The 21,855-nt window shown below is 69.3% G+C and carries 24 protein-coding genes; 14 read left to right on the top strand and 10 right to left on the bottom strand.

The window, feature by feature from the left end; genetic code table 11:
• The first annotated feature begins 97 nt into the window (after positions 1-97).
• The 3 genes from C469_RS11260 to serS all read left to right on the top strand — a co-directional run bounded on the left by C469_RS11260 (position 98) and on the right by serS (position 2,386).
• Complete coding sequence (locus C469_RS11260; protein ID WP_008006694.1) at positions 98-589, top strand: hypothetical protein; 492 nt, start codon at positions 98-100, stop codon at positions 587-589.
• Between the two features lie 89 nt (positions 590-678).
• Positions 679-918, top strand: a complete 240-nt coding sequence (locus C469_RS11255) for a hypothetical protein (RefSeq protein WP_008006692.1) — start codon at positions 679-681, stop codon at positions 916-918.
• Between the two features lie 97 nt (positions 919-1,015).
• Complete coding sequence (serS, locus tag C469_RS11250; protein WP_008006691.1) at positions 1,016-2,386, top strand: serine--tRNA ligase; 1,371 nt, start codon at positions 1,016-1,018, stop codon at positions 2,384-2,386.
• A gap of 130 nt (positions 2,387-2,516) precedes the next feature.
• Here the strand turns inward: serS and C469_RS17235 are convergent, their stop codons facing one another.
• The 3 genes from C469_RS17235 to endA all read right to left on the bottom strand — a co-directional run bounded on the left by C469_RS17235 (position 2,517) and on the right by endA (position 4,645).
• Positions 2,517-2,663 carry a hypothetical protein gene (locus C469_RS17235; RefSeq protein ID WP_008006690.1) on the bottom strand — a complete coding sequence of 49 codons (147 nt, stop codon included), beginning with the start codon at positions 2,661-2,663 and terminating at the stop codon, positions 2,517-2,519.
• Positions 2,664-2,770: 107 nt separating this feature from the next.
• Complete coding sequence (locus C469_RS11245) at positions 2,771-3,373, bottom strand: LURP-one-related/scramblase family protein (protein ID WP_008006689.1); 603 nt, start codon at positions 3,371-3,373, stop codon at positions 2,771-2,773.
• Positions 3,374-3,460: 87 nt separating this feature from the next.
• Positions 3,461-4,645, bottom strand: coding sequence for a tRNA-intron lyase (gene endA / locus C469_RS11240; RefSeq protein ID WP_008006688.1), 1,185 nt, complete (start codon positions 4,643-4,645; stop codon positions 3,461-3,463).
• Positions 4,646-4,738: 93 nt separating this feature from the next.
• Here endA and C469_RS11235 point away from each other — a divergent pair, with 93 nt between their 5' ends.
• Complete coding sequence (locus C469_RS11235; protein ID WP_008006687.1) at positions 4,739-7,000, top strand: AAA family ATPase; 2,262 nt, start codon at positions 4,739-4,741, stop codon at positions 6,998-7,000.
• Between the two features lie 8 nt (positions 7,001-7,008).
• Positions 7,009-7,926, top strand: coding sequence for a rhomboid family intramembrane serine protease (locus tag C469_RS11230; protein ID WP_008006686.1), 918 nt, complete (start codon positions 7,009-7,011; stop codon positions 7,924-7,926).
• A gap of 22 nt (positions 7,927-7,948) precedes the next feature.
• On the opposite strand, the gene C469_RS11225 is transcribed toward C469_RS11230, so the two are convergent.
• The gene (locus C469_RS11225) at positions 7,949-8,464 is read right to left on the bottom strand and encodes a CopG family ribbon-helix-helix protein (protein WP_008006685.1); all 516 of its coding nucleotides are present in this window, start codon (positions 8,462-8,464) and stop codon (positions 7,949-7,951) included.
• A 25-nt stretch (positions 8,465-8,489) separates the two neighbouring features.
• On the bottom strand, positions 8,490-8,822 hold the full coding sequence (locus C469_RS11220) for a PadR family transcriptional regulator (protein ID WP_008006684.1): 333 nt from the start codon (positions 8,820-8,822) through the stop codon (positions 8,490-8,492).
• Positions 8,823-9,090: 268 nt separating this feature from the next.
• Between C469_RS11220 and C469_RS17630 the strand changes: the two genes are divergently transcribed.
• Positions 9,091-9,225 carry a hypothetical protein gene (locus C469_RS17630; protein WP_261797448.1) on the top strand — a complete coding sequence of 45 codons (135 nt, stop codon included), beginning with the start codon at positions 9,091-9,093 and terminating at the stop codon, positions 9,223-9,225.
• Between the two features lie 53 nt (positions 9,226-9,278).
• Here the strand turns inward: C469_RS17630 and C469_RS11215 are convergent, their stop codons facing one another.
• Both C469_RS11215 and lwrS read right to left on the bottom strand, forming a co-directional pair.
• The gene (locus C469_RS11215; protein WP_008006682.1) at positions 9,279-9,932 is read right to left on the bottom strand and encodes an HAD family hydrolase; all 654 of its coding nucleotides are present in this window, start codon (positions 9,930-9,932) and stop codon (positions 9,279-9,281) included.
• Between the two features lie 77 nt (positions 9,933-10,009).
• On the bottom strand, positions 10,010-10,378 hold the full coding sequence (lwrS, locus tag C469_RS11210; RefSeq protein ID WP_008006681.1) for an LWR-salt protein: 369 nt from the start codon (positions 10,376-10,378) through the stop codon (positions 10,010-10,012).
• Between the two features lie 64 nt (positions 10,379-10,442).
• On the opposite strand from lwrS, the gene uppS reads away from it, so the two are divergent.
• Complete coding sequence (gene uppS / locus C469_RS11205; protein ID WP_008006680.1) at positions 10,443-11,456, top strand: polyprenyl diphosphate synthase; 1,014 nt, start codon at positions 10,443-10,445, stop codon at positions 11,454-11,456.
• 33 nt (positions 11,457-11,489) lie between these two features.
• Here uppS and C469_RS11200 read toward each other — a convergent pair whose 3' ends face one another.
• Complete coding sequence (locus C469_RS11200; protein ID WP_008006679.1) at positions 11,490-11,948, bottom strand: NOB1 family endonuclease; 459 nt, start codon at positions 11,946-11,948, stop codon at positions 11,490-11,492.
• Positions 11,948-12,193 (bottom strand): PRC-barrel domain-containing protein, encoded by a 246-nt coding sequence (locus C469_RS11195; RefSeq protein WP_008006677.1) that lies wholly within the window; start codon positions 12,191-12,193, stop codon positions 11,948-11,950. The genes C469_RS11200 and C469_RS11195 overlap by 1 nt, the downstream gene beginning before the upstream one ends.
• A 182-nt stretch (positions 12,194-12,375) precedes the next feature.
• Here C469_RS11195 and infB point away from each other — a divergent pair, with 182 nt between their 5' ends.
• From infB to C469_RS11165, 6 genes are all read left to right on the top strand, one after another.
• Positions 12,376-14,169, top strand: coding sequence for a translation initiation factor IF-2 (gene infB, locus C469_RS11190; protein ID WP_008006676.1), 1,794 nt, complete (start codon positions 12,376-12,378; stop codon positions 14,167-14,169).
• 98 nt (positions 14,170-14,267) lie between these two features.
• Positions 14,268-15,365: a glycerophosphodiester phosphodiesterase gene (locus tag C469_RS16400; RefSeq protein WP_008006674.1), complete on the top strand. Its 1,098-nt coding sequence runs from the start codon at positions 14,268-14,270 to the stop codon at positions 15,363-15,365.
• A gap of 303 nt (positions 15,366-15,668) precedes the next feature.
• Positions 15,669-16,856 carry an ABC transporter substrate-binding protein gene (locus C469_RS11180; RefSeq protein ID WP_049911352.1) on the top strand — a complete coding sequence of 396 codons (1,188 nt, stop codon included), beginning with the start codon at positions 15,669-15,671 and terminating at the stop codon, positions 16,854-16,856.
• A 78-nt stretch (positions 16,857-16,934) separates the two neighbouring features.
• Positions 16,935-17,819: a carbohydrate ABC transporter permease gene (locus C469_RS11175; protein WP_008006671.1), complete on the top strand. Its 885-nt coding sequence runs from the start codon at positions 16,935-16,937 to the stop codon at positions 17,817-17,819.
• Between the two features lies 1 nt (position 17,820).
• The gene (locus C469_RS11170) at positions 17,821-18,705 is read left to right on the top strand and encodes a carbohydrate ABC transporter permease (RefSeq protein WP_008006669.1); all 885 of its coding nucleotides are present in this window, start codon (positions 17,821-17,823) and stop codon (positions 18,703-18,705) included.
• 2 nt (positions 18,706-18,707) lie between these two features.
• Entirely contained in the window at positions 18,708-19,880 is a 1,173-nt protein-coding gene (locus tag C469_RS11165; protein ID WP_008006668.1) for an ABC transporter ATP-binding protein, read from the top strand.
• Positions 19,881-19,937: 57 nt separating this feature from the next.
• Here the strand turns inward: C469_RS11165 and C469_RS11160 are convergent, their stop codons facing one another.
• Positions 19,938-20,690: a TOBE domain-containing protein gene (locus C469_RS11160; RefSeq protein ID WP_008006665.1), complete on the bottom strand. Its 753-nt coding sequence runs from the start codon at positions 20,688-20,690 to the stop codon at positions 19,938-19,940.
• A 229-nt stretch (positions 20,691-20,919) separates the two neighbouring features.
• On the opposite strand from C469_RS11160, the gene C469_RS11155 reads away from it, so the two are divergent.
• Positions 20,920-21,855 carry a substrate-binding domain-containing protein gene (locus C469_RS11155; RefSeq protein ID WP_008006663.1) on the top strand — a complete coding sequence of 312 codons (936 nt, stop codon included), beginning with the start codon at positions 20,920-20,922 and terminating at the stop codon, positions 21,853-21,855.

Below are 21,855 nucleotides of genomic sequence, written 5' to 3'. Positions count from 1 at the left end.
GCTCGCGTCGCGCCGGTTAAACCGTGGTGATCCGGGCCACCGCAAACCGCTCCCGAACCACCACAAAGCGTTTGACACGTCCGGCGAGAGACGGCGTATGGTCCTCGGTCTCGCAAGCGCGGCCGGCGAGGCGACCGGCTGGCTCGTCACGGTCGCACTGTTCGCCCTCCCCGGAGTCGTCGCCGCCGCCCTCTGGGCCCCGTTCCTGATCGCGGCGCGGTTCCGGGCGCTGTTCGTCGCGCTCCCACCGGCCGGGCGGCTCCTCACCTCGTACGTCGGCGTCGCGCTCGCGCTCTCGGTCCCGTATCTCGCCGGCGTCCTGCTCACGGTCGGGCTCGTCGACTCGGCCGGGGCCGCGTGGAGTAACGCGCTCGTCGAGACGGCGCTGGTCGGGGGAGCGCTCACGACGGTCGTCGCGCCGGCGGTCGCCGTGCTCGCGCTCCCCCGGCTCGGCGTCGACTGGGACCCGACCGGGTACGGCGCCTCGACGTGGGCCCTCCTCGTCGCCGCCGGGCTGTGGTACGCGGTCGTCGCCGCGGTGCCGCTGTTCGCGCTCGCCGTGGTCTTCGGACTGCCGGGCGGGTACTGACGGCGGCGCTCGGTCGGAGCCGCCGCGGGGCTCGGTCAGCCCTCTCGACACCGGAAGATTTTGTTGATCCGCGCGACGTACGCCCGGGTATGTTCCCCGCACCCCTCCGGTTGTTCTTCGTCGCCGTGCCCCTCCTCGTCGCCGGGGGCGCGCTGGCGATGGCGGCGTTCCCGCGTCGGATGACCCGATGGCAGACGCGTGGTCCGGACGGGACGACACAGCGGATCGAGCCGAACGGGACGCGGCTCCTGCTGATGCGCGTGATGGGAGTCGCCGTCGCCGGCCTCGCGCTGCTCATGCTGTTCACGGCGTTCGCGGTGTTCCCCTGACGGGGTCGCTCGCGCGAATCGGTCGGCGCGTCGCCCCGTGTCACCCGAGACCGACGCTCCGATACGGTTTTGGGTCGCCCCGCGGAACTCCCGACAAATGCTGTCTCGACAGTTCGTCCGGGAGAACCCCGAGGTCGTCCGCGAGGCGCTCGCCAACAAGGGCGTCGACGTCGACCTCGACCGGATACTCGACGTCGACGAGGAGTGGCGGGAGCTGAAACAGCGTGGCGACGACCTGCGTCACGAGCGCAACGAGGTCTCCTCGAAAATCGGCGAGCTGAAGGGGGCCGGCGAGGAGGAGGCGGCCCAGGAGGCGATCGAGCGCTCGCAGGAACTCAAGTCGGAGCTGCAGGATATCGAGGACCGCGCCGACGAGCTGGAGGCCGAGCTGGAGGAATCCTTGCTCGAACTCCCGCAGATCCCGCAGGAGTCGGTGCCGGTCGGCGCCGACGAGTCGGAGAACGTCGAGCGGCGCCGCGAGGGGTTCGACGACCTTCGGACCCTCCCGGACGAGATCGAGCCGCACTACGACCTGGGCGAGGACCTCGAGATCCTCGACTTCGAGCGCGGCGCGAAGGTCGCCGGCGGCGGCTTCTACGTCGCGAAGGGCGACGGCGCCCGGCTGGAGCACGCGCTGATCCAGTTCATGCTCGACGTGCACCGCGAACAGGGGTACACGGACGTGTTCCCGCCGATCCCGGTCAACTCCGCGTCGATGCGGGGCACCGGGCAGCTTCCGAAATTCACCGAGGACGCCTACCGCGTCGAGGGGACCAACGAGGACGAGTACGACGACGACGACCTCTGGCTGCTCCCGACCGCGGAGGTGCCCGTGACGAACCTCCACCGCGACGAGATCCTGCTCGGCGAGGATCTTCCGCTTAAATACCAGGCGTACACGCCGAACTTCCGGCAGGAGGCGGGCGAGCACGGCACCGAGACGCGCGGGATCGTCCGCGTCCACCAGTTCAACAAGGTGGAGATGGTGAACTTCGTCCGGCCCGAGGAGAGCGACGAGCGCTTCGACGGGCTCGTCGACGAGGCCGAGGAGGTGCTGCGGCGCCTCGAACTCCCGTACCGCATCCTCGAGATGTGCACCGGCGACCTCGGGTTCACGCAGGCGAAGAAGTACGACATCGAGGTGTGGGCGCCCGGAGACGACATGGAGGAGGGCCCCGAGGAGGGCGGCCGCTGGCTGGAGGTCTCCTCCGTCTCGAACTTCGAGGACTTCCAGGCGCGCCGCGCTCAGATCCGCTACCGCGAGGAGCACCACGAGTCGGCCGAGCACCTCCACACCCTGAACGGCTCCGGGCTCGCGGTCCCGCGGATCGTCGTCGCGGTCCTTGAGTACTACCAGAACGACGACGGCACCGTCACCGTCCCCGAGGCGCTGCGCCCGTACATGGGTGGCACCGAGGTCATCGAGGGCCACGACGCTGTCGGCGAGTCGAAGCTCGGCGGGGAGTAGGAGAGGACGCGTTGGTGTCGTCTCCGGACAGATTGGAAAGGTGCTCCTAACTCCGAAATCGACCAGATCAAGAACCTGCCTGTGACAGGCCGGCACGACGGAACCCGGCCCTCGGTCGGAAATCGGTTACTTATAAACCTGCAAGCTCGTCAGCGAGCGCCTCTCCGTCGTCGAGCAGTTTCTTCGAGGTTCGAACTGCCTCCGCGTCCTGTCGACCGACAGACCCAACGAGCGCGACGAATCCGATAGTGTCGTTGAGGTACAGGCTAACGGCCATCTCGTGTGCGTGTTCCTCTTTTCCATCTCGTTTATATATCGCTGAAACGCAGTTGCGTGTCTCCTGGGGAGACAGTGACCGGTTCCACTAGAGCGCTGCACACGTCGCTACTGATTCTCTAACGCGTCGAGGATGCACGCGGCGGCGATCACGGCCTCCTTCGGCACGTCGCTCGCGTCGTCGATGGTGACCGTGTAGGCGTCGCGCAGCGAGAACTTCCCCTCGATGTCGCCGACGTGGTCGCCGTCGGCGTCGAAGATCTCGTACTTGTTCGGGACGAGGTTCGCGGCGCCGACGAGGTGGCGGAGCGCCGACAGCAGCTTGTTCTTCGACCGAATCGTCGCCAGGGCCTCCCCCGTGTCGGGGTCGCGGATCGTCCAGTTTTCCGTGAACAGCGAGTAGTCCTCGTCGAGGACGACGACCTCCTCGCCGGTGCCCGCGTCGGTGATGGCGTAGTTGCCCGCGATGTCCATGATGCCGCCCGCCTTCACGGAGAACGCGTCCTCGCCGTCGCCGGTGACGAACGGGAACTCCTCTTTCAGCTTGAACATCTTCTGTTTCCCGCGGAGGACGACGTTTCCGTCGCCGTCGCGGACGGTGTACTTGTTTCGGATAGCCGACTGTTTCACCTCGTAGCGGTCGCCGTCGAGGTCGACGGTGGAGATGTCGTAGGCGGACGGTTCCGATCCGAACCCGGAGGGCTGGCTCATGGGCGGCGAGACGGCTTCGTTCCAGAAAAAAGCCACCCGTTCGTCTCGAAACCGAGACGGGGTGCCGGCCCTTCGGCTGGCCGGGCTTCAGGGCGTCAGCCGCCCGATCGAGAGCCACTCCACGTCGGCGTGGCGGGCCGCGTCGTCCTCGGCGGTCCCGTCGCGTCCGCCGTCGCCCCCGCCATCGTCCACCGCCGTCAGCGCGAACACCATCTCCTTGCGGACGCCGCCCGCGAGCCGCACGTCGAGCGAGAGCTCGCGCGGCGAAAAGCGGTGGTCGCCCTCGACGACGCGCACGAGGTGCTCGGAGTGCGGCAGGTCCTTGACCGTCTCCACGTCGAGGTAGGTCCGGAAGTCGGCGCCGAACTTGAAGCCGGTCTTCGGGACGGCGTCGGCCTCGCGGAGGCGCTTATAAATGGCGAGCCGGCGGTCGAACCGCTCGCCCTCGACCTCGCGGCCGCGGGCGACGACCGCGGCGGCGGGACCGTCTCGCTGTGCGGCGCCCTCATCTGGGGTCTCGCCCGCCGTCCCGACGGACGCCGACAGCGACAGGACGCCGTCGGCCGCGAGCGACGCGGCCTCGACTAAGGAGAGCTGGACCGCGCCCTCGACCGCCGCGGCGCGACCGGTGAGCGGCTGGCCGTAGAAGCCGCGCTCGTAGAGCCCCTCTGGGGCGTCCCAGACGACGACGCGGTCGGCGAGGAGCACCCCGTCGAGCCGATTCGGCGGCTCGTACTCGGTCGCGCCCGATATCTCCCCCTCGGTCGCCGCGAAGTACGTGATGTCCGACTCCTCGTCGACGACGGCGAGGGTGCGTCCAGCGAGCCCGGCGGCCGGCAGCGACTCGCGCTCGCCGACGACCTGCACGGGGTACTTGACGTTGCCCGTGTCGGGCGTCGAGCCGCGCTCGTAGGCGACGAAGTCGACCGCGTCGGGCGCGTCGATATCGCCGCCGGGCCACGGCTCGCGGGCGGGCGAGAGGTAGAAGCCCCGGTCGCGCAGGTCGGCGTAGACGAGGTAGCGCACCGCGAACCGGTCGGCCGCGGCCGCGCACTCGACGAAGAAGCGCTCGAAGCCCACGGGGTCGGCGTCGTCGGCGAGAGAGACTCCCGAGAGGTCGCCGCGGAACAGCAGGTGGGCGGCCTCGACCCGCGAGAGCGCGATCTCGTCGCCGCCGAGCGGGCGGCCGTAGCCGCCGGAGTCGTGGAACCGCTGGCGGGCGTCGCCGGCGACGCGGACCGCGTCGCCGCGCAGGTGCCCTGTCGGTTGCATACCGAACGACGGGTCCGGCCGGGGTAAGGGGGTTGCGGTCGGCGGCGGGAGCGACCGGACAAGGATAAAGGGTCATCGGCGAGTACGAGACGTATGAACGACACCACCCGCCTCCGGCTCACGGTGCGCGCCGCCGAGAAGCGGGACGCGGGCCGGGGCATCGCCCGACTCCCCGAACCCTCCCGGAAGCGACTCGGCCTCCTCAGCGGCGACACCGTCGAGATCCGCGGCGAGCGCACCGCGGTCGCGAAGGTGTGGCCCGGCGGCGCGGGCGCCCGAGAAGACTCCGTCCTCATCGACGCCGACACCCGAGCGAACGCCGGCGTAAAGGTCGGCGACACCGTCACGGTCGGGCCCGTCGACGTCGAGGACGCCGACCGCGTCGCGCTCGCCGCGCCCGCGGAGCTCGCCGACGTTGACGTGAGCCGCGAGGTGGTCGAGCGCGCGCTCGCCCGCGACCTCCGCGATCGACCCGTCACCCGGGGCGAGGCCGTCCACGTCGAGCGGCTCGGCGGGATCCGGTTCGTCGTCGCCGAGACGGACCCGGCGGGCACGGTCCGCGTCACGAGCCGGACCGACGTGTCGGTGACCTACGGGGACGAGGACCCGTCGGGGTCCGACGGGGGCGACGGACGAGATCGCCGGACTGCCTCCGGATCTTCGACGGGGAGCGACCCCTCGTCCGACAGATCCATCGGCACCGACACCTCCGGAACCGACGCCCGCCCGCCCGGCGGCGGCACCGAACCCCCGGCGGAACACACCGCGGGCGCGACCTACGAGGACATCGGCGGGCTCGACGAGGAGCTGGAGCTCGTCCGCGAGACCATCGAGCTCCCCCTCTCGGAGCCCGGCGTGTTCACCCGGCTCGGGATCGACCCGCCGAAGGGCGTCCTGCTCCACGGGCCGCCGGGGACCGGAAAGACGCTGATCGCCCGCGCCGTCGCCAACGAGGTCGACGCGACGTTCATCACGGTCGACGGCCCGGAGATCATGTCGAAGTACAAGGGCGAAAGCGAGGAGAAGCTCCGCGAGAAATTCAAAGAAGCTCGGGAGGCCGCCCCCGCCATCATCTTCTTCGACGAGATCGACTCGATCGCGGGCAAGCGCGACGACGGCGGCGACGTGGAGAACCGCGTCGTCGGCCAGCTGCTCTCGCTGATGGACGGGCTCGACGCCCGCGGCGACGTGATCGTCATCGGCGCGACCAACCGCGTCGACACCCTCGACCCCGCGCTCAGGCGGGGCGGTCGGTTCGATCGCGAGATCGAGATCGGCGTCCCCGGTGAGGCCGGTCGCCGCCAGATCCTCGACGTTCACACCCGTCGGATGCCCCTCGCGGACGACGTGGACTTGGACCGCATCGCGGCCCGGACCCACGGGTTCGTCGGCGCCGATATCGAGGGGCTCACGCAGGAGGCGGCGATGACCGCGCTGCGGCGCGCCCGCGAGTCGGACGCCGCGGCCCTCGACGACGTGACCGTCGCGAAGGCCGACTTCGAGGCGGCTCACGCCAACGTCGAGCCGAGCGCGATGCGCGAGTACGTCGCCGAGCAGCCCGCCACCGACTTCGCGGACGTGGGCGGGCTCCCGGAGGCCAAAGCGAAGCTGGAGCGGGCGGTGACGTGGCCGCTGACGTACGGTCCCCTCTTCGACGCCGCCGACGCCGACCCGCCGACGGGGGTCCTGCTCCACGGGCCGCCCGGAACCGGGAAGACCCTCCTCGCCCGGGCGATAGCGGGCGAGAGCGGCGTGAACTTCATCCAGGTGGCCGGCCCCGAGCTGCTCGACCGGTACGTCGGCGAGTCCGAGAAGGCGGTCCGGGACCTCTTCGACCGCGCCCGGCAGGCGGCGCCCGTGATCGTCTTCTTCGACGAGATCGACGCGATCGCGGCCGACCGCGACGGCGCCGGCGGCGACGGCTCCGGGGTCGGCGAGCGCGTCGTCTCCCAGCTGCTCACGGAGCTTGACCGCGCCAGCGACAACCCGAACCTCGTCGTGCTCGCGGCGACGAACCGGCGGAACGCGCTCGACCCCGCGCTGCTCCGGCCCGGACGGCTGGAGACCCACATCGAGGTCCCCGAGCCGGACCGCGACGCGCGCCGGAAGATCCTCGACGTGCACACCCGCTCGAAGCCGCTCGTCGACGGGGTCGACCTGGAGCACCTCGCCGACGAGACCGAGGGGTACTCTGGCGCTGAGATCGCGTCGCTGTGTCGGGAGGCCGCCCTGATCGCCATCGAGCGCGTCGCCGACGAGCACGGCGAGGCCGCCAACGACCACGCCGACGAGATCGGGATCACCGCCGACGACTTCGCGGCGGCGCTGGAGAGCGTCCGCCCGGCGACGCCGTAGGGGGTCGGATGCCGGGAGACGTCGGCGACACCGCTGGCCCGCCCACCCTTCGCGGGCTGCTCGCGTCGCTCGTCGGCGCCGTCCGGTCGCGGCCGCCGGCGGAGCTGGCGCTCGTCGCTCTCCCCCTGCCGTCCCTGCTCGTCGGCGTGAGCCTGCTCCCCGGCGTCGAGGCGTGGCGGCTCTCGCTGGCGACGGAGGGCGTGTTCGAGAGCCGGTGGGCGCTGTGGACCGCGTTCGCGTCGAGTTTCGTCCACACGGACCCGGCTCACCTCCTCGACAACGTCGTTAACTACTGGCTGCTCGTCGCGGTCGCGTACCCTCTCTCGGTCGTCGCCGGCTGGCGACGGCGGCTCCTCGAGTCGGTCGCGACCTACCTCGCGGTCGTCCCGCTCGTCTCGGCGTGGGCGACCATCGTCGCGCTCGGCGGCCTGACCGACGCCCCGACCGCCGGCTTCTCGGACGTGAACAGCGCGCTCCTCGGCTACCTCGTGGCCGTCTGGTTCGCCGCGCTGGCGACGGAGAGCGCCCGAGCTCGAAGCGAGACCCCTCTGGGCGTCGACCCGCGCTGGTCGGTCGTCGCCGTCTTCGCGTCGCTCGCCGTGGTGTACCTCGTGCCGAGCGGCGCCGGCTACTTCCCGCCGCTACCGGCCGTCGGGTCGCTGTTCGCGGTCGGGGCCGCCCTCGCCGCGACCGGGCTGTACGCCGCGGTCGGACGCCCGCGGGTGGCCGGACTCGATCTGACTCCCGAACGCGAACTGCTGTACGTCACCGGCGCGAGCGTCGCGATCGCGGGCGTGATCGGATCGCTGGTGCTCGTCCCGTTCGGCAGCAACGTGTTCGCGCATCTCGCGGGCTACGTCGTCGGGTTCGCGGTGCCGTTCGTCGGCGTGCTCGCTGACGGGGGAGCCGACCGCGGAGGCGGGTGAACGAGCGCCGGCGACACTCCCCTCAGTCGTCGTGGCCGCCCGTGTGGTCTCCGTGGCCGCCCGCGTGGTCCCCGTGGCCCCCGTGGTCCCCCTCCCCGTCCCCGTTCGCCCCCGCGAGGTCGCTGTCGGCGCCGAACTCGTCGACCGGCGTCACGCTGTAGTCGACCGTGAGCGTGTCCTTCGTGGCGCGGATCTTCCCGACGAACGCCGATATCTCCTCCAACCGCCCTTCGAGCACGAACAGCTCCATGCAGTACCGCGAGCCGACGTGGCTGTGGAAGTTGGAGGCGACGAGTCCCTCGTGTTCGTGGCGGAGCCGCATCATCCGCTCCTCGACGCTCGTTGTCTCGTAGTCGAAGAGCACGGTGACCACCGCCATCAGGTCCCGCTCCTCCAGCTTCGCGTCCTCGAACTCGCCGAGGAGGTTCCGAGACGCCTCGCGGACGACCTCGCTCCGCCCGGTGTAGCCGTGTTCGTCGGCGAATCCGTCGATCCGCTCTAACAGCTCCTCCGGCATCGAGACGCTGACGACCGTCATATATTAACCGAACGCGTCGATCTTGTTAATCCTTGAGGTTCGGGCCGTCGTCGCCGGCTGCCGGGGGGCGGTCGGACGGTCCGCCGTCGATCCGTTCCGAGAGCCACGCGTAGTGGTCGAGGAGGGCGCGCTCGCCGGCGTCGGTGAGCGCGTACACGTCGGCGATCCCCTCGGTGCGGCGGTCGAGGAACCCCGACTCCACGAGCGACCGCAGCGTGGCGTAGAACGACCCCGGATCGATCCGCTCGTCGTAGTGCGATTCGAGCCGGCTCTTCAGCGGCTGGGCCCGCAGCTCGCCGGCGTCGTACAGCAGCGCGCACAGGTCGCGGCGGCGGCCGCTGTGGAGCCACTTCGTCATACGTCCGGTTCCGCCCGACGCCTCACGACGGTTTCGGTCCCGGGCGGCGGAGGCGACGGACGACGGAGGCGACGGACGACGGAGGCGACGGACGACGGAGGCGACGGAACGCTCGATCGGTTCGTAAATGCACAATCAACGTTGATCTGTCCCCATTTCCCGCCGCACAGACAGTTTATGAGAGGATAACAAACCGATCGATGTATATTATGTGTATAAACGCGTGTCTACGGAACATTCTTTGCTCGCGGTCGCGGGCCGTTTCGATATGCACGCGACGATCGAACGCTTGGTCTGTCGACACCGGTACGAGCGACGGGCGGTCGTGGTCAACCCCGACGAGGTCGTGGAGTGCTGTGCGAAGTGCGGCAAAGAGCGGATCCGAGGGGCCGCGGGCTCGTAGCGCTCGCGACCGATCGGTTTCGGCCGATTTCGGTCGACCGCGACCGCGTGCCCTCACGTCGGTTCGACCAGTTCGTCGAGGCGGCTGACGCGGCGGTCGCCGAGGACGCACCGCCCGCGGTCCTCGTGGCCCACGCGTTCGACGTGGACCGCGTCGAGGCCCGCGTTCCACGCGGCGCTCACGTCGCTCTCGCCGTCGCCGGCGTAGTAGCCGCGGTCGGCCCGGGGGTCGACGCCGAGCTCCGCCATCGCCAGCTCGATGGGGTCCGGGTCGGGCTTCCAGCCCGTCTCGTCGGTACAGCAGACGACGGCGTCGAACCGGTCGCCGAGGTCGAGCCGGTCGAGCACGGGCTCGGCGAGGAACCGCTGGCAGTGGGTGACGAGCCCGGTCGGCCCGCCGGCGTCGCCGACGCGGTCGAGCAGCCGAGCGGCGTCGTCGTGGAGGTACGTCGCCTCCGCGCGGGCCAGCGGGTCCTCCTCGGCGTGGAACGCCGGCCAGAACGCGTCGGGGTCGACCCCGAGCTCGCGGAGGGTGCCGCCGCGGGCGCCCCCGAGCCCGTGCCAGAGGACGTACGCCTCCCGGTCGGAGAAGGGGCGGCCGAGCCGGTCGCCGACGCGGTCGAAGACGCCCCGGGTGTACGACCACTCCGCGTCGACGAGCGTCCCGTCGAGGTCGAACAGGTGGAAGTCGTAGTCGGCGACGGCCATGGGGCAGCCCGTAGGCGGTCGATCGATAAGTGCGTTGTGGGGACGGGCGTCCGGTCCGGGGCGAGTCGCGGCCGCTCTCACTCCGCCCGGACGTGGATCGACGACCCGAGGTACTTCCGTACCACCTCGTCGACCGACTCGGCGTTGAACCGGTCGAGATCGGCGGCGATCGCCGACCGCAGCGCGTCGAGATACTCCCGGTCGGTCCGGAGCTCGCGGAAGTCGGCGGCGACGACCTCGGCGCCGAGCCGCTCGCTCGCGAGCCGCCGGAACGGCGCCCCGTCCCCGATCTCGCCGCGCCAGAGGCGGTCGCGGAAGAAGAGCCAGCCGTCGGTGTCGGGTTCGTTCGCGGGGAGCTCCATCGCCGTCTCGAACCGCTCCGGGTCGACGGCGGCGTCCTCGGGGTCGAGGCGGAACTCCACGCGGAAGACGTAGGCGGCGTCCATCGGCGGCGACTCGTCCCCTCAGAGCATAAAAGTACATACCGCTCGGTCGAGTCAGTTGACCCATATGTTGGACCGCCTCCGCGACCTCACCCAGCGCGCGTACCTCCGGCACCTCCGTCGGGAGATCGAGGACGTACCGACCCACGTCGCGATCATCCAGGACGGGAACCGGCGGTACGCCCGCGAGCGCGGCGACGACGCGCCCGACGGTCACCGCGCCGGCGCCGCCACCACCGAGCGCGTGCTCGACTGGTGCGCGGATCTGGGCGTCGCGGAGCTGACCCTGTACGCCTTCTCGACCGAGAACTTCGAGCGCCCGGACGACGAGTTGGTGCCGCTTTTCGACCTGTTGGAGGACAAGCTCCGCGACTTCGCCGACGCCGACCGCGTTCACGAGCAGGGGGTCCGCGTCCGCGCCATCGGCGACGTCGACCGCCTCCCGGAGCGCGTTCGCGACGCGGTGGCGTACGCGGAGCGCCGCACCGCGGACAACGACCGGTTCACGCTGAACGTCGCGCTGGCGTACGGCGGCCGGACGGAACTGCTCGACGCGGCGACGGCGATCGCGCGCGACGTCGACGCCGGCGACCTCGACCCGTCGGACGTCGACGTCGAGACCGTCGAGGACCGGCTGTACGACCGGCCGGTCCGCGACGTCGACCTCATCGTGCGGACCGGGGGCGACGAGCGCACCTCGAACTTCCTGCCGTGGCACGCCAACGGCAACGAGGCGGCCGTCTACTTCTGTGCGCCGTACTGGCCGGAGTTCTCCGAGGTGGAGTTCCTCCGCGCCATTCGCACGTACCAGTCGCGCGAGGAGTCGTGGCGGCGGGCCCGGGCGGAGCGCGCGGTCGCGCTCGTCCGGGCGGTCGCCGAGGTCGAGATCGCCGAGGCGCACGCGGTCGCGAGGCGGCTCCGCGACCGGCTCCCGCTCGACGCCGACGCGCTCGGGGCCGCGCTCCCCGGGGACGCGCAACGCCGGACGGAGGCCGAAGACGATCCCGCCGCCGGGGGCGCCGGGGACGCGTCCGCGAGTTCGCCCGGCGACCGCGACGCGGAACCGGAGTCGGCGGACTAGCCAACGGGACTCAATAACAGCCGTTCGCCCGCGCTACGCCGGATTCTTCCGCGTCAGGTCGCTCCCGCAGACCGGACACCGCTCCCTGTTCTCGTCGAAGGTGCGGTTGCAGCCGACGCATTGGAACCGCCACTCGCGCTCCTCGGTGATCCCGTCTCTGGCGATCGGTTCGACGGTGAGATCGAGCCGCTCGGCGACGTTCTGCATCGCGTAGTCGTCGGTGACCAGCGTCGCGCTCAGTTCCAGCGCGGTCGCGATCAGCCGGGTGTCGGTGTCGGACAGCTCCGCGGCGTCGCCGGAGCCGCGCGCCGCGCGCCGCACGTTGTCGAGGACCTCCGGGGCCGGGACGTGAATCGACATGCCGGACCCCTCCATCGCGTCGAAGCGAAGCGCGCCCTCGCCGGTGAGCTCTTCGTGCACTTCGGGCACCGAGACCACGTCGTCGTCGGTGGTGTACTCGTGGATGAACGCCGAGGTGTCGAGGACTTCCATCAGCGGGCGACGACGATGTAGTCTTTCACCGCCTGCACGTTCCCGACCGGCACCTTGAGTCGGCCCATCTCGTCGACGTCGAAGCCGGAGCGCTCCGGGCTGAGGTGCTCGTGGGGGCTCACGAGCAGGTCGGAGAGCTCCCCCGACTTGAGGTCCATCGTGATGTTGTACAGGTCCCCGAGTTCCGTCCCGTCCGCGCTCATCACCGCCTTCCCGGAGAGGTTCTCCGCGAGGATATCGACCATGTTCCCACGGTCCCGGCCAACGGTCTTAAACTCCACGGGGGCGTCGGACGGGCGACGGACGCGGCCGTTCTCGGACCGTTCCTCCCGCGACTCCCGCCGCGATCCGGACGGACGCGTTTTGAAAGGCTTAACTGACGTCCGGGCCGAACGGTAGGTAACCGACCTTTTCGGGGCGATCACTGATGACCGACCACACAAACGCTGACACCCTTCGGACGCCGATCGTCGCCGTGCTGGGCCACGTCGATCACGGCAAGACCAGCCTGCTCGACAAGATCCGCGGCTCCGCCGTCAGCGAGGGCGAGGCCGGCGCGATCACCCAACACATCGGGGCGACCGACATCCCGCTCGACACCATCTCCGGGATGGCGGGCGAGCTCATCGACCCGACCGACTTCGATCTGCCCGGCCTGCTGTTCATCGACACGCCGGGCCACCACTCCTTCTCGACGCTGCGCGCCCGCGGCGGCGCGCTCGCCGACATCGCGGTGCTCGTCGTCGACGTGAACGACGGTTTCCAGCCGCAGACCGAGGAGGCGATCGACATCCTCCGCCGGACGGGAACCCCCTTCGTCGTCGCCGCCAACAAGGTGGACACGACGCCGGGGTGGAACCCGCAAGAGGGCCAGCCGATCCAGAAGAGCCTCGAGGCGCAGTCGGAGCGCGCCGAGTCGATGCTCAACGAGAACCTCTACGAGATCATCGGCCAGCTCTCCGACGCCGGCTTCTCGGCCGACCTCTACTGGCGCGTGCAGGACTTCCAGAAGAACATCGGCGTCGTTCCGCTCTCGGCGATCACCGGGGAGGGCGTCCCCGACCTCCTCACCGTCCTGATGGGCCTCTCCCAGCGCTTCATGAAAGAGGAGATGGCGATCGACGTCTTCGGAGCGGGCGAGGGGACGGTCCTGGAAGTGAAAGACGAGCGCGGCTTCGGCGCCACCATCGACACGGTCGTGTACGACGGCGTGGTGCGCAACGGCGACCGGATCGTCGTCGGCGGGCAGGAGGACCCGATCGTCACCGAGATCCGGGCGCTGCTCCAGCCGCGCCCGCTCGAGGAGATCCGGACCGAAAAGCAGTTCGAGAAGGTGGGCGAGGTCGGCGCCGCGGCCGGGGTGAAGATCGCCGCGCCCGACCTCGATCGGGCGATGGCGGGCGCGCCGGTGCGGGTCGTCCGCGACCGTCCGGTCGAGGAGGTCGTCGAGGAGGTGAAAGCCGAGCTCGCGGAGATCGAGGTCGACACCGCCGAGGACGGCGTCGTCGTCAAGGCCGACACGCTCGGCTCCCTCGAGGCGATGGCGAACGCGCTCCGCGAGGCGGAGGTGCCCATCCTGCGCGCGGAGGTCGGCGACATCGCGCCGCGCGACATCGCCGTGGCCGAGACCGCGAACCAGGACGAGCACAAGGCCATCCTCGGGTTCAACGTCGACCTGCTCGCCAACGCGGAGACCGAGCTGGAGAACGCCGACGTGAAGCTGTTCACCGACGACGTGATCTACCAGCTGATCGAGGAGTACGAGACGTACGTCGAGGAGAAACAGCGCGCCCAGCAGGAGACGGTGCTCGACAAGGTCGTCCGCCCCGCGCGCTTCCGCATCCTCCCCGATCACACCTTCCGCCAGAACGACCCCGCGGTCGTCGGCGTCGAGGTCATCTCCGGGACGGTCCAGAACAACCGCAACGTCGGGCTGTTCGAGGGCAACGAGTTCGAGCGCGTCGGCCAGCTCTCGGGGATCCAGAAGCAGGGCGACGACGTCGACGAGGCGCGGTCCGGCGAGCGCGTGAGCATCGCCATCGACGGTCCGACGGTCGGTCGCGGCATCGAGGAGGGCGACACGCTCTGGACCGAGGTCCCCGAGAAGCACGCGAAGATCCTCGAACAGGAGTTAAAAGAAGAGATCACCGCCGACGAGCGCGAGGCGCTCGCGGCGTACTTGGAGACCAAGCGGAAGCGCGACCCCTTCTGGGGGAAGTGAGGGCCCACCGAGGGCCCGCACAGCGCTCGTTCGCCGGCTACGTATCGCTCAATACCGCTCATAGCAGCCGTTAATTACTACGATCCCGTCATCGGCCCATGGTTCGCTTCGATCGGTTCGCGTGTCCGGCGTGTGAGGGCTCGTCTCGGTCCGGCTTCGGGGAGATCGAGGGGGCCGTCGACGCCGGGACCGACGTGACGAGCGCCGAGGGCGACGCCCGCGCGGACGCCGGTTCTCACCGCCGTCGAACCGTCTTAATCGGGACCGCGGGCGCGGCGGGGTTCGGCGGACTCGCCGTCGCGGGCGGCTCTCGTCGACTGACCGACGGCGGGACCGACGGTGGCGCCCGAACGGCGACCGGCGACTCGCCCCCGTCGCCGACGGACGATCCGACGCGTATCGCGCATCGGGGGTTCGCCGGGGAGAACCCCGAGAACACGCTGGCGGCCGCGCGGGCGGCCACGCGCGAGGACGGCCCCGGCGGCCGCGCCGATCTCGTCGAGTTCGACGTCGTCGCCACCGGCGACGGCGACGTCGTGGTGTTCCACGACGACGAGCTCGCCGGACGCGACGGGGACGAGCCGGGGGTCACTGACGCCGACGGCGTCGTGTGGGAGACTGACACGGAGACGGTCACGAGCGCGGCGGTGCTCGGAAGCGGGGAGACGGTGCCCCGGCTCGACGAGATGCTCGACGCGATCCCGACGGACGTCGGCGTCAACGTCGAGCTGAAGAACCCGGGCGACGGGTCGCTCCGGTTCGGGGAGAAGCTCTCCGAGGGCGACCTCGAAGCGCGGAAATCGGTCTGGGGCCCCTTCGTCGACCGCGTTCTCGCGGCGTTGGACGCGACCGATCACGAGGTCCTCCTCTCGTCGTTCTACGAGGCGGCGGTCGCGGTCGCGGCCGAGCGGTCGACGTACCCGGTCGCGCCGATCCTGTGGGACTCGGTCGAGGACGGGCTCGCGATCGCCGAGCGGTACGACGCCGCGGCGGTGCATCCGCCCGCGGAGATGATCCGCCGGACGCCCTTCTTCGACGACTCGCGGTTCGGCGGCACCGATATCGTCGAAGCCGCTCGGGCGGACGGCCGCGCGGTCAACGTCTGGACGGTCGAGACGTGGTATCAGGCGGAGCGCCTCGTCGACGCCGGCGTCGACGGGCTCATTGCCGACTACTCGACGCTGCTGTCGGAGTGAGCGTCGGTCGGTTTCGGAGCGATACGCGCCGGTATGTAGCCCTATTGACTGGAATAGGTACACATGGCGCGCACCGTACCGCTCGAGAGAACTATTAGCAGCGGTTATACACTTCGTTCGAAATGGTCGGCGTGTATGCCACCAACTCGCGGGCGTTCGAACGGCATCTCACGGCGGAACACCCTCGCGACCACCGGCGCCGCGCTCGCCGCGGCGACCGGTCTCGCGGGTTGTCTCGGAGGCGGTAGCGGCGGCGAAACGGAGTTCTCTCCGATCGCCGAGGAACTCACCGTCTGGCACGCCATGGGCGGAACGAACGGGGAGACGCTCGACCAGATCGGGTCCGACTTCGAAGAAGAGGCGGGGCAAGCGGTCAACATGGAGTTTCAGGACAGCTACGAGAACGTCCTGACGAACACCCTGTCCGCGTTCGACTCCGGGAACGTCTCGGACATGCTCCAAGTCGACAGCCTGTTCGCACAGCAGGTGCTCGACACGGACCAAGTCCGCCCCGTGGAAGAGGTCCTCCCCGACGACTTCGATTCGGGCGTCTTCCTCGACAACGTCGCCGAGTTTTTCACCGTCGACGGCGAGCTCGCCTCGCTCCCGTTCAACAACTCCAACGCGATCATGTACATCAACCGGGACGCCTTCGAAGAGGCCGGGCTCGACCCCGACGACCCGCCGCAGACGCTGGCCGAGGTCCGGAGCGCGTCGGAGCAGCTCGTCGACCAAGACGTGACGCAGTTCGGGATCACCTGGCCGAACCACGTGTGGTTCGTCGAGACGTGGTACGGGTTCGAGGGCGAACTGATGACGGACGCCGAGAACGGTCACGCCGGCGAGCCCTCGGAGTTCCGAACGCCCGACGCGGCCTACGACATGTTCGAGTGGTGGAAGGGGATGGCCGAAGACGACCTCTATACGAATCCGGGGATCGAGGCGTGGGGCGAGGCCACGTCGCTCTTCACCGAACAGGAGTCGGCGATGCTCCTGACGAGCACCGCGTCTGTGGCCGGCCTCATCGCCGACTCGGAAGGGTTCGAGGTCGGCGCCGCCCCGTATCCGAGCATCAGCGACACGCGCGTCGGCCCCGTGATCGGCGGCGCCTCGTTTTACGTGCCGGGCGGACTCCCCGAGTCGCGGTACGAGGACATCGGTCAGCTCTTGCAGTACATGTCCGAACCCGAGGTCCAGACGCAGTGGCACAAGGGATCGGGGTACTACCCGATCACGCAGCCGTCGGTCGACTCGCTTCGCGAGGAGGGTTGGTTCGAAGAGAACCCGATGTACGGCGTCGCCCTCGATCAGCTCCAGAGCGGCGACGCGAGCGACCCGGCGACGAAGCGCGCGCTCCTTGGCCCGGCGCGGAACGTCCAGACGGTGATACAGGACAAGTCCGTCGACATCCTGAACGCCGACGACATGGACGCCGAGATTGAAGCGCTCAAAACGGAGGTCGAAGACGTGCTGGACGGCTACTACAACTGACGACGCCGACCGACGCACGCCCGTTCCAACCGATTCGAACTCACGCCCACCCAACCCACGCAACGTAATTCCACACGCATGTCCACACGCGAAATATTCGACAGCCGGATCGAGTCGGCGCTGCTGTTGCTGCCGACGCTCCTCGTCTCGGTGGTGTTCCTCTACTACCCGACGGCGCTGGCGTTTCGGACCAGCTTCTTCGACTCGAGCTTCGGACGGGCCGAGGTGTTCGTCGGGCTCGAGAACTACGTCGGGCTGGTGACCAGCTCGGGGTACCACCGGAGCATCGTCATCTCGGTCGTCTTCGCGGCCGTCGTCGTCGTCGGCGTCGTCGTCGTATCGCTGTACCTGACCTTCCTCATCCACGAGGTCGACACCGGTCAGGGGCTCTACCTGATCTCCGTGATCTGGCCGTACGCGCTCCCGCCCGCGGTCGGCGCGCTCGTGTTCCTGTTTATCACTCACCCGACGCTCGGCGTGCTGACGGGGCCCATCGAGTCGCTCGGCGTCGAGGTCGACTGGTTCAACAACGGGTCGCAGGCGTTCGTCGTCGTGGCGTTGGCGGCCATCTGGAAACAGATCGGCTACAACGTGATCTTCATGATCGCGGCGATGAACAACGTGCCCGACACGCTCACGGAGACCGCCGAACTGGACGGAGTCGGCGGGCTGCGTCGGCTCGTGTCGGTGTACGTTCCGATCATGACCCCGACGATATTCTTCCTCGTCGTCATCAACACGATTTACGCCTTCTTCGGCACGTTCGCGTTCGTCGACCTCCTCACGAGCGGCGGGCCCTCGAACGCGACGAACATCCTGATATTCAACCTGTACCAGGAGGGGTTCTCCTTTTTCAACTTCGGCGTCGCCTCCGCGAAGTCGGTCGTGTTGTTCGTCGTCGTCGGCGTGCTGATGTTCGTTCAGTTCCGGATCACGGACAGATACTCGTATTACGGTGGCTAAGATGGTCGAAGTACTCCAATACGCGAAACGGCGGGTCGACGCGCTGAGAGGCGACCACGAGGCGCGGCGGATCCACGAGGACGACCTCGGGACCCACTTCCAGCTCCTGATCCTCGTCGTGGCGGTCGTGTTTCCGATCGCCGTCGCGCTGGCCGTCAGCACGAAACAGACGGGGGTCATCACCGGCGTCGGCGACCTCCTCCCCGGGAGCTACGCCGTCGAGAACTACCGCGAAGTGCTCGTGGACTACCGGTTCGGCCGCTTCATGTGGAACTCGTTGGCGATGTCGGTCGTGATCGTCGTCGGGAAACTCGCCATTTCCGTGTTCGCGGCGATGGCGATCGTCTACTACCGAGTTCCGTACAAGGACCTCGTGTTCCTGTTTATCCTGTTCACGCTGCTGTTGCCGGTTCCCGTCCGGTTCATCCCGCTGTTCCAGCTGATGAACGACCTCGGGTGGAGCAACACGATCCTCGCGATCACGGTCCCGTACCTCGCGAGCGCGACGACGGTGTTCATCCTCCGTCAGCACTTCCTGTCGATCCCGACATCTATCGTCGAGACAGCGAAGCTGGACGGCGTCGGCCCGCTGAAGTTCATGCTGTTCGTGCTGTTGCCGATGTCGAAGGGAGTCCTCGTCGGCGTCTCGATCATCATGTTCGTCTACGCGTGGAACCAGTACCTCTGGCCGCTGATCATCATCGACTCCGAGGCGAACCAGGTCGCGCAGGTCGGCCTCCAGCTGTTACAGGGCGACGTGCAGGGCGGGCAGCTCTCGTGGTCGCTCGTGATGGCCGGCTCCACGCTGACGCTTCTACCCCCGCTGCTCCTGATGATCGTGTTCCGAAAGCCGCTGTTAGAGACGTTCAGTATCCAACAGAAGTGACAATGACAACCGTAACACTACACGACCTCCGGAAGGAGTTCGACGACGTCGTCGCAGTCAACGGGATCGACCTCGAGATCGTCGACGGGGAGTTCCTCGTCATCGTCGGCCCCAGCGGCTGCGGCAAGAGCACGACGCTCCGGCTGCTCGCCGGGCTCGAAGACGCGACGGGCGGCGAGATCGTCATGGACGGCCGGGACGTCACCGCCGTCGAACCGAAGGACCGGAACGTCGCGATGGTGTTCCAGAACTACGCGCTGTACCCGCACATGACCGGACGGCGAAACATCACCTTCGGGATGAAATCGAGCGGCGACTTCACCGACGAGGCGATCGACCGGCGCGTCGGGGAGGCCGCGGAGACGCTCGACATCGCCGACCTGCTCGACCGGAAGCCGCAGGCGATGTCCGGCGGGGAACGCCAGCGGGTCGCCCTCGGGCGGGCCATCGTTCGCGATCCCGACGCGTTCCTGATGGACGAGCCGCTCTCGAACCTCGACGCGAAGCTCCGCATCCAGATGCGCGCGGAGCTCGCACAGCTACATACCTCGCTCGGGACGACGACCGTGTACGTGACCCACGACCAGACGGAGGCGATGACGCTCGGCGAGCGCGTCGTCGTGATGAACGACGGGCGGATCATGCAGGTCGACGAGCCGCAGACACTGTACGACTTCCCGGCGAACCGGTTCGTCGCGGAGTTCATCGGCGACCCGGCGATGAACATGCTCCCCGTCGACATCGAGAACGGGACCGCCGTCCACGACGCGTTTGCGATCCCGCTTCCGAACGCCGACGGGGGCCTTCGAAACGGCGCGAACGGGGACGGCGACGTGCCGATTCGCGACGGACGGCGGGCCGTGCTCGGCGTCCGTCCGGAGGACCTGTACCTGGCGACCGAACGGCCCGACGCGAGCGGCGAGACGCTCGCCGCGACCGTCGACGTGACCGAGCCGCTCGGCGACAGCCTGTTGTTACACTGCTCGATCGGGGAGTCGCCCTGCAAGATCCAGGCGAAGCCGCGGTCCGATATCCGCCCCGGCGACACGGTCTCGATCGCGTACGACCCGGCTCGACTGCACTGCTTCGACCCGGAATCCGGCGACGCGTTCTATCACTCCGAGTCGGACGCTTCGAGCGAGAGCGTGGCCGCGGCGGCGGATCAGGGACGGTAGTTGCGGTCGGCGGTCGGTCGCGGTCGGCGGCCCGTCACGGTCGGCGGCTTCGAACTCTCACGCCCGGTCGACGGTCGCCGTGTTTCTCACCAGTCGCGTCGCGGTCGCCTTCCACCGGAGCGCCACGTCGTCGCCCGCGTCCAGGTCCAACCGCTCCGCGCTCTCGGCCGTGATCAGCACTCGAAACTCCGCCGCTCCCACCGCGACCCGCACCGTCGACACCGTCTCGCCCGCGTCGATCCCGGCCACCTCGCCGCGGAGGCGGTTCCGGGCGCTCGTCGCGTCCGGGTCCACGTCGATGTCGCCTTTATGAATCGTCACCGCGTCGGCGCCGATCCGCACCTGTACCGCGTCGCCGACGGCCACGCCCTCGCGGTCGTCCCCCGCGCCGTCTATCCCGCCGTGCAGGCCCCGCACCGCGCCGACCGCGGTGTCGACGTCGGCCAGCTCGCCGTCGACGCTCGCGACCGTCCCGTCGAGCACCGTCTCGGGAACGTTCGCGGTCGCGGCGAGCACGGCTTGGAGCCGGTCGTACCGGTCGAGCAGGTCGCGACCGCCCCCCGAGAGCCGACTCCCGCCACCCCCAGACCCGCCGCGCCGGCGCTCGACGAGGGTCCCGAACGCGACCTCCAACGCCTCGATCCGCGAGAGGGCGCGGGCGCGGGAGCGCCCCAGTTCGGCGGCCGCGCCCGCGACCGACCCCGCCTCGTGGACCGCTCGGAGGAGCGCGGCGTCGCGACCGTCGAACTCGACTCCGTCCTCGATGAGCGCGGCTCGACCGCGGCCCGCGGCGCCTCCCGTCTCGTCCATACCACGACGGTCGCCCCGCGAGGTGTTGGCGTTTTCCCTCCGGCCTCGGGACTTCGGGGAAACCGCTTCCGGGAAACGTCGGTGTCAGATCGAGGGCGATCGAACGCTCTGATCGAACGCAGTGTCCGGTTCGAGCGGACTCACCACCGTTCGGCTTCGTTTTCGCATAACGGATTCCGGTTACGATCGCGGCAGAAGCTATATCCGGGATCGGTCCGTCGGTGTATCTATGTCGATACATCGACGCCGGTTCCTCGCCGCGCTCGGTGCGGGTGCCGTCGCGGGCACCGCCGGGTGCGCACGGCTCGTCGGTGGCGGAGGGAGCGGCGACGACCGACCCGCCGTCGCCGGCGAGACGCTCACGCTCACGACGACGACGAGCACCTACGATACGGGGTTACTCGACGAGATCCACACCGACTTCGAAGAGATGTACGGCGTGACCGTCGACGCGGTCGCACAGGGGACGGGCGCGGCCCTCGAGTCGGCCCGGAACGGCGACTCCGACGTGGTGATGGTCCACGCCCGTGGGCTCGAAGACGAGTTCCTGCGGAACGGGTACGGGCTGAACCGACGCGACCTCATGTTCAACGACTTCGTGATCGTCGGCCCCGAGAGCGACCCGGCGGGGATCGAGGGAACGAGTTCGGCGACCGAGGCGCTCGCGGCGATCGCCGACAGCGAGGCCTCGTTCGTCTCGCGGGGCGACAACTCCGGGACCCACACCAAGGAGCTGAACCTCTGGGAGGCCGCGGGCGCAGAGCCCGGCGGCGACTGGTACCAGGAGACGGGGACGGGGATGGGCGAGGCGCTGAACGTCGCCACGCAGCAGGGCGCTTACACGCTCGCGGACCGCGGGACGTTCATCTCGCAGCGCTCGGAGATCGACCTGACGGTCCTCGTGCAGGGACCGATCGAGGACGGGCCGGAGATCCTCGCGAACCCCTACGGGATCATGGCCGTCAACCCCGGCGTCCACGACAGCGCCAACTACGACCTCGCGATGGCGTACATCGGGTGGATCACGAGCCCCGGGGCCCAGGAGGCGATCGCCGGCTTCCAGACGAACGGCGAGCAGCTGTTCTTCCCCGAGGCGGTCTCCGAGGACCCCGACTTCCAGCAGTACGTTCCGCAAGGTTGGAGTAGCGACTCGTCCGACGAGTGA

The organism is Halorubrum lipolyticum DSM 21995, assembly GCF_000337375.1.
Lineage (GTDB): Archaea > Halobacteriota > Halobacteria > Halobacteriales > Haloferacaceae > Halorubrum > Halorubrum lipolyticum.
This window is presented reverse-complemented; position numbering and strand designations above follow the sequence as displayed.

Bases quoted from the DNA above. Each gene is read 5' to 3' on its own strand.
- C469_RS11260 (WP_008006694.1), top strand. From the start codon at position 98: ATGGTCCTCGGTCTCGCAAGCGCGGCCGGCGAGGCGACCGGCTGGCTC.
- C469_RS11255 (WP_008006692.1), top strand. From the start codon at position 679: ATGTTCCCCGCACCCCTCCGGTTGTTCTTCGTCGCCGTGCCCCTCCTC.
- serS (WP_008006691.1), top strand. From the start codon at position 1,016: ATGCTGTCTCGACAGTTCGTCCGGGAGAACCCCGAGGTCGTCCGCGAG.
- C469_RS17235 (WP_008006690.1), bottom strand. From the start codon at position 2,663: ATGGCCGTTAGCCTGTACCTCAACGACACTATCGGATTCGTCGCGCTC.
- C469_RS11245 (WP_008006689.1), bottom strand. From the start codon at position 3,373: ATGAGCCAGCCCTCCGGGTTCGGATCGGAACCGTCCGCCTACGACATC.
- endA (WP_008006688.1), bottom strand. From the start codon at position 4,645: ATGCAACCGACAGGGCACCTGCGCGGCGACGCGGTCCGCGTCGCCGGC.
- C469_RS11235 (WP_008006687.1), top strand. From the start codon at position 4,739: ATGAACGACACCACCCGCCTCCGGCTCACGGTGCGCGCCGCCGAGAAG.
- C469_RS11230 (WP_008006686.1), top strand. From the start codon at position 7,009: ATGCCGGGAGACGTCGGCGACACCGCTGGCCCGCCCACCCTTCGCGGG.
- C469_RS11225 (WP_008006685.1), bottom strand. From the start codon at position 8,464: ATGACGGTCGTCAGCGTCTCGATGCCGGAGGAGCTGTTAGAGCGGATC.
- C469_RS11220 (WP_008006684.1), bottom strand. From the start codon at position 8,822: ATGACGAAGTGGCTCCACAGCGGCCGCCGCCGCGACCTGTGCGCGCTG.
- C469_RS17630 (WP_261797448.1), top strand. From the start codon at position 9,091: ATGCACGCGACGATCGAACGCTTGGTCTGTCGACACCGGTACGAGCGA.
- C469_RS11215 (WP_008006682.1), bottom strand. From the start codon at position 9,932: ATGGCCGTCGCCGACTACGACTTCCACCTGTTCGACCTCGACGGGACG.
- lwrS (WP_008006681.1), bottom strand. From the start codon at position 10,378: ATGGACGCCGCCTACGTCTTCCGCGTGGAGTTCCGCCTCGACCCCGAG.
- uppS (WP_008006680.1), top strand. From the start codon at position 10,443: ATGTTGGACCGCCTCCGCGACCTCACCCAGCGCGCGTACCTCCGGCAC.
- C469_RS11200 (WP_008006679.1), bottom strand. From the start codon at position 11,948: ATGGAAGTCCTCGACACCTCGGCGTTCATCCACGAGTACACCACCGAC.
- C469_RS11195 (WP_008006677.1), bottom strand. From the start codon at position 12,193: ATGGTCGATATCCTCGCGGAGAACCTCTCCGGGAAGGCGGTGATGAGC.
- infB (WP_008006676.1), top strand. From the start codon at position 12,376: ATGACCGACCACACAAACGCTGACACCCTTCGGACGCCGATCGTCGCC.
- C469_RS16400 (WP_008006674.1), top strand. From the start codon at position 14,268: ATGGTTCGCTTCGATCGGTTCGCGTGTCCGGCGTGTGAGGGCTCGTCT.
- C469_RS11180 (WP_049911352.1), top strand. From the start codon at position 15,669: ATGGGCGGAACGAACGGGGAGACGCTCGACCAGATCGGGTCCGACTTC.
- C469_RS11175 (WP_008006671.1), top strand. From the start codon at position 16,935: ATGTCCACACGCGAAATATTCGACAGCCGGATCGAGTCGGCGCTGCTG.
- C469_RS11170 (WP_008006669.1), top strand. From the start codon at position 17,821: ATGGTCGAAGTACTCCAATACGCGAAACGGCGGGTCGACGCGCTGAGA.
- C469_RS11165 (WP_008006668.1), top strand. From the start codon at position 18,708: ATGACAACCGTAACACTACACGACCTCCGGAAGGAGTTCGACGACGTC.
- C469_RS11160 (WP_008006665.1), bottom strand. From the start codon at position 20,690: ATGGACGAGACGGGAGGCGCCGCGGGCCGCGGTCGAGCCGCGCTCATC.
- C469_RS11155 (WP_008006663.1), top strand. From the start codon at position 20,920: ATGTCGATACATCGACGCCGGTTCCTCGCCGCGCTCGGTGCGGGTGCC.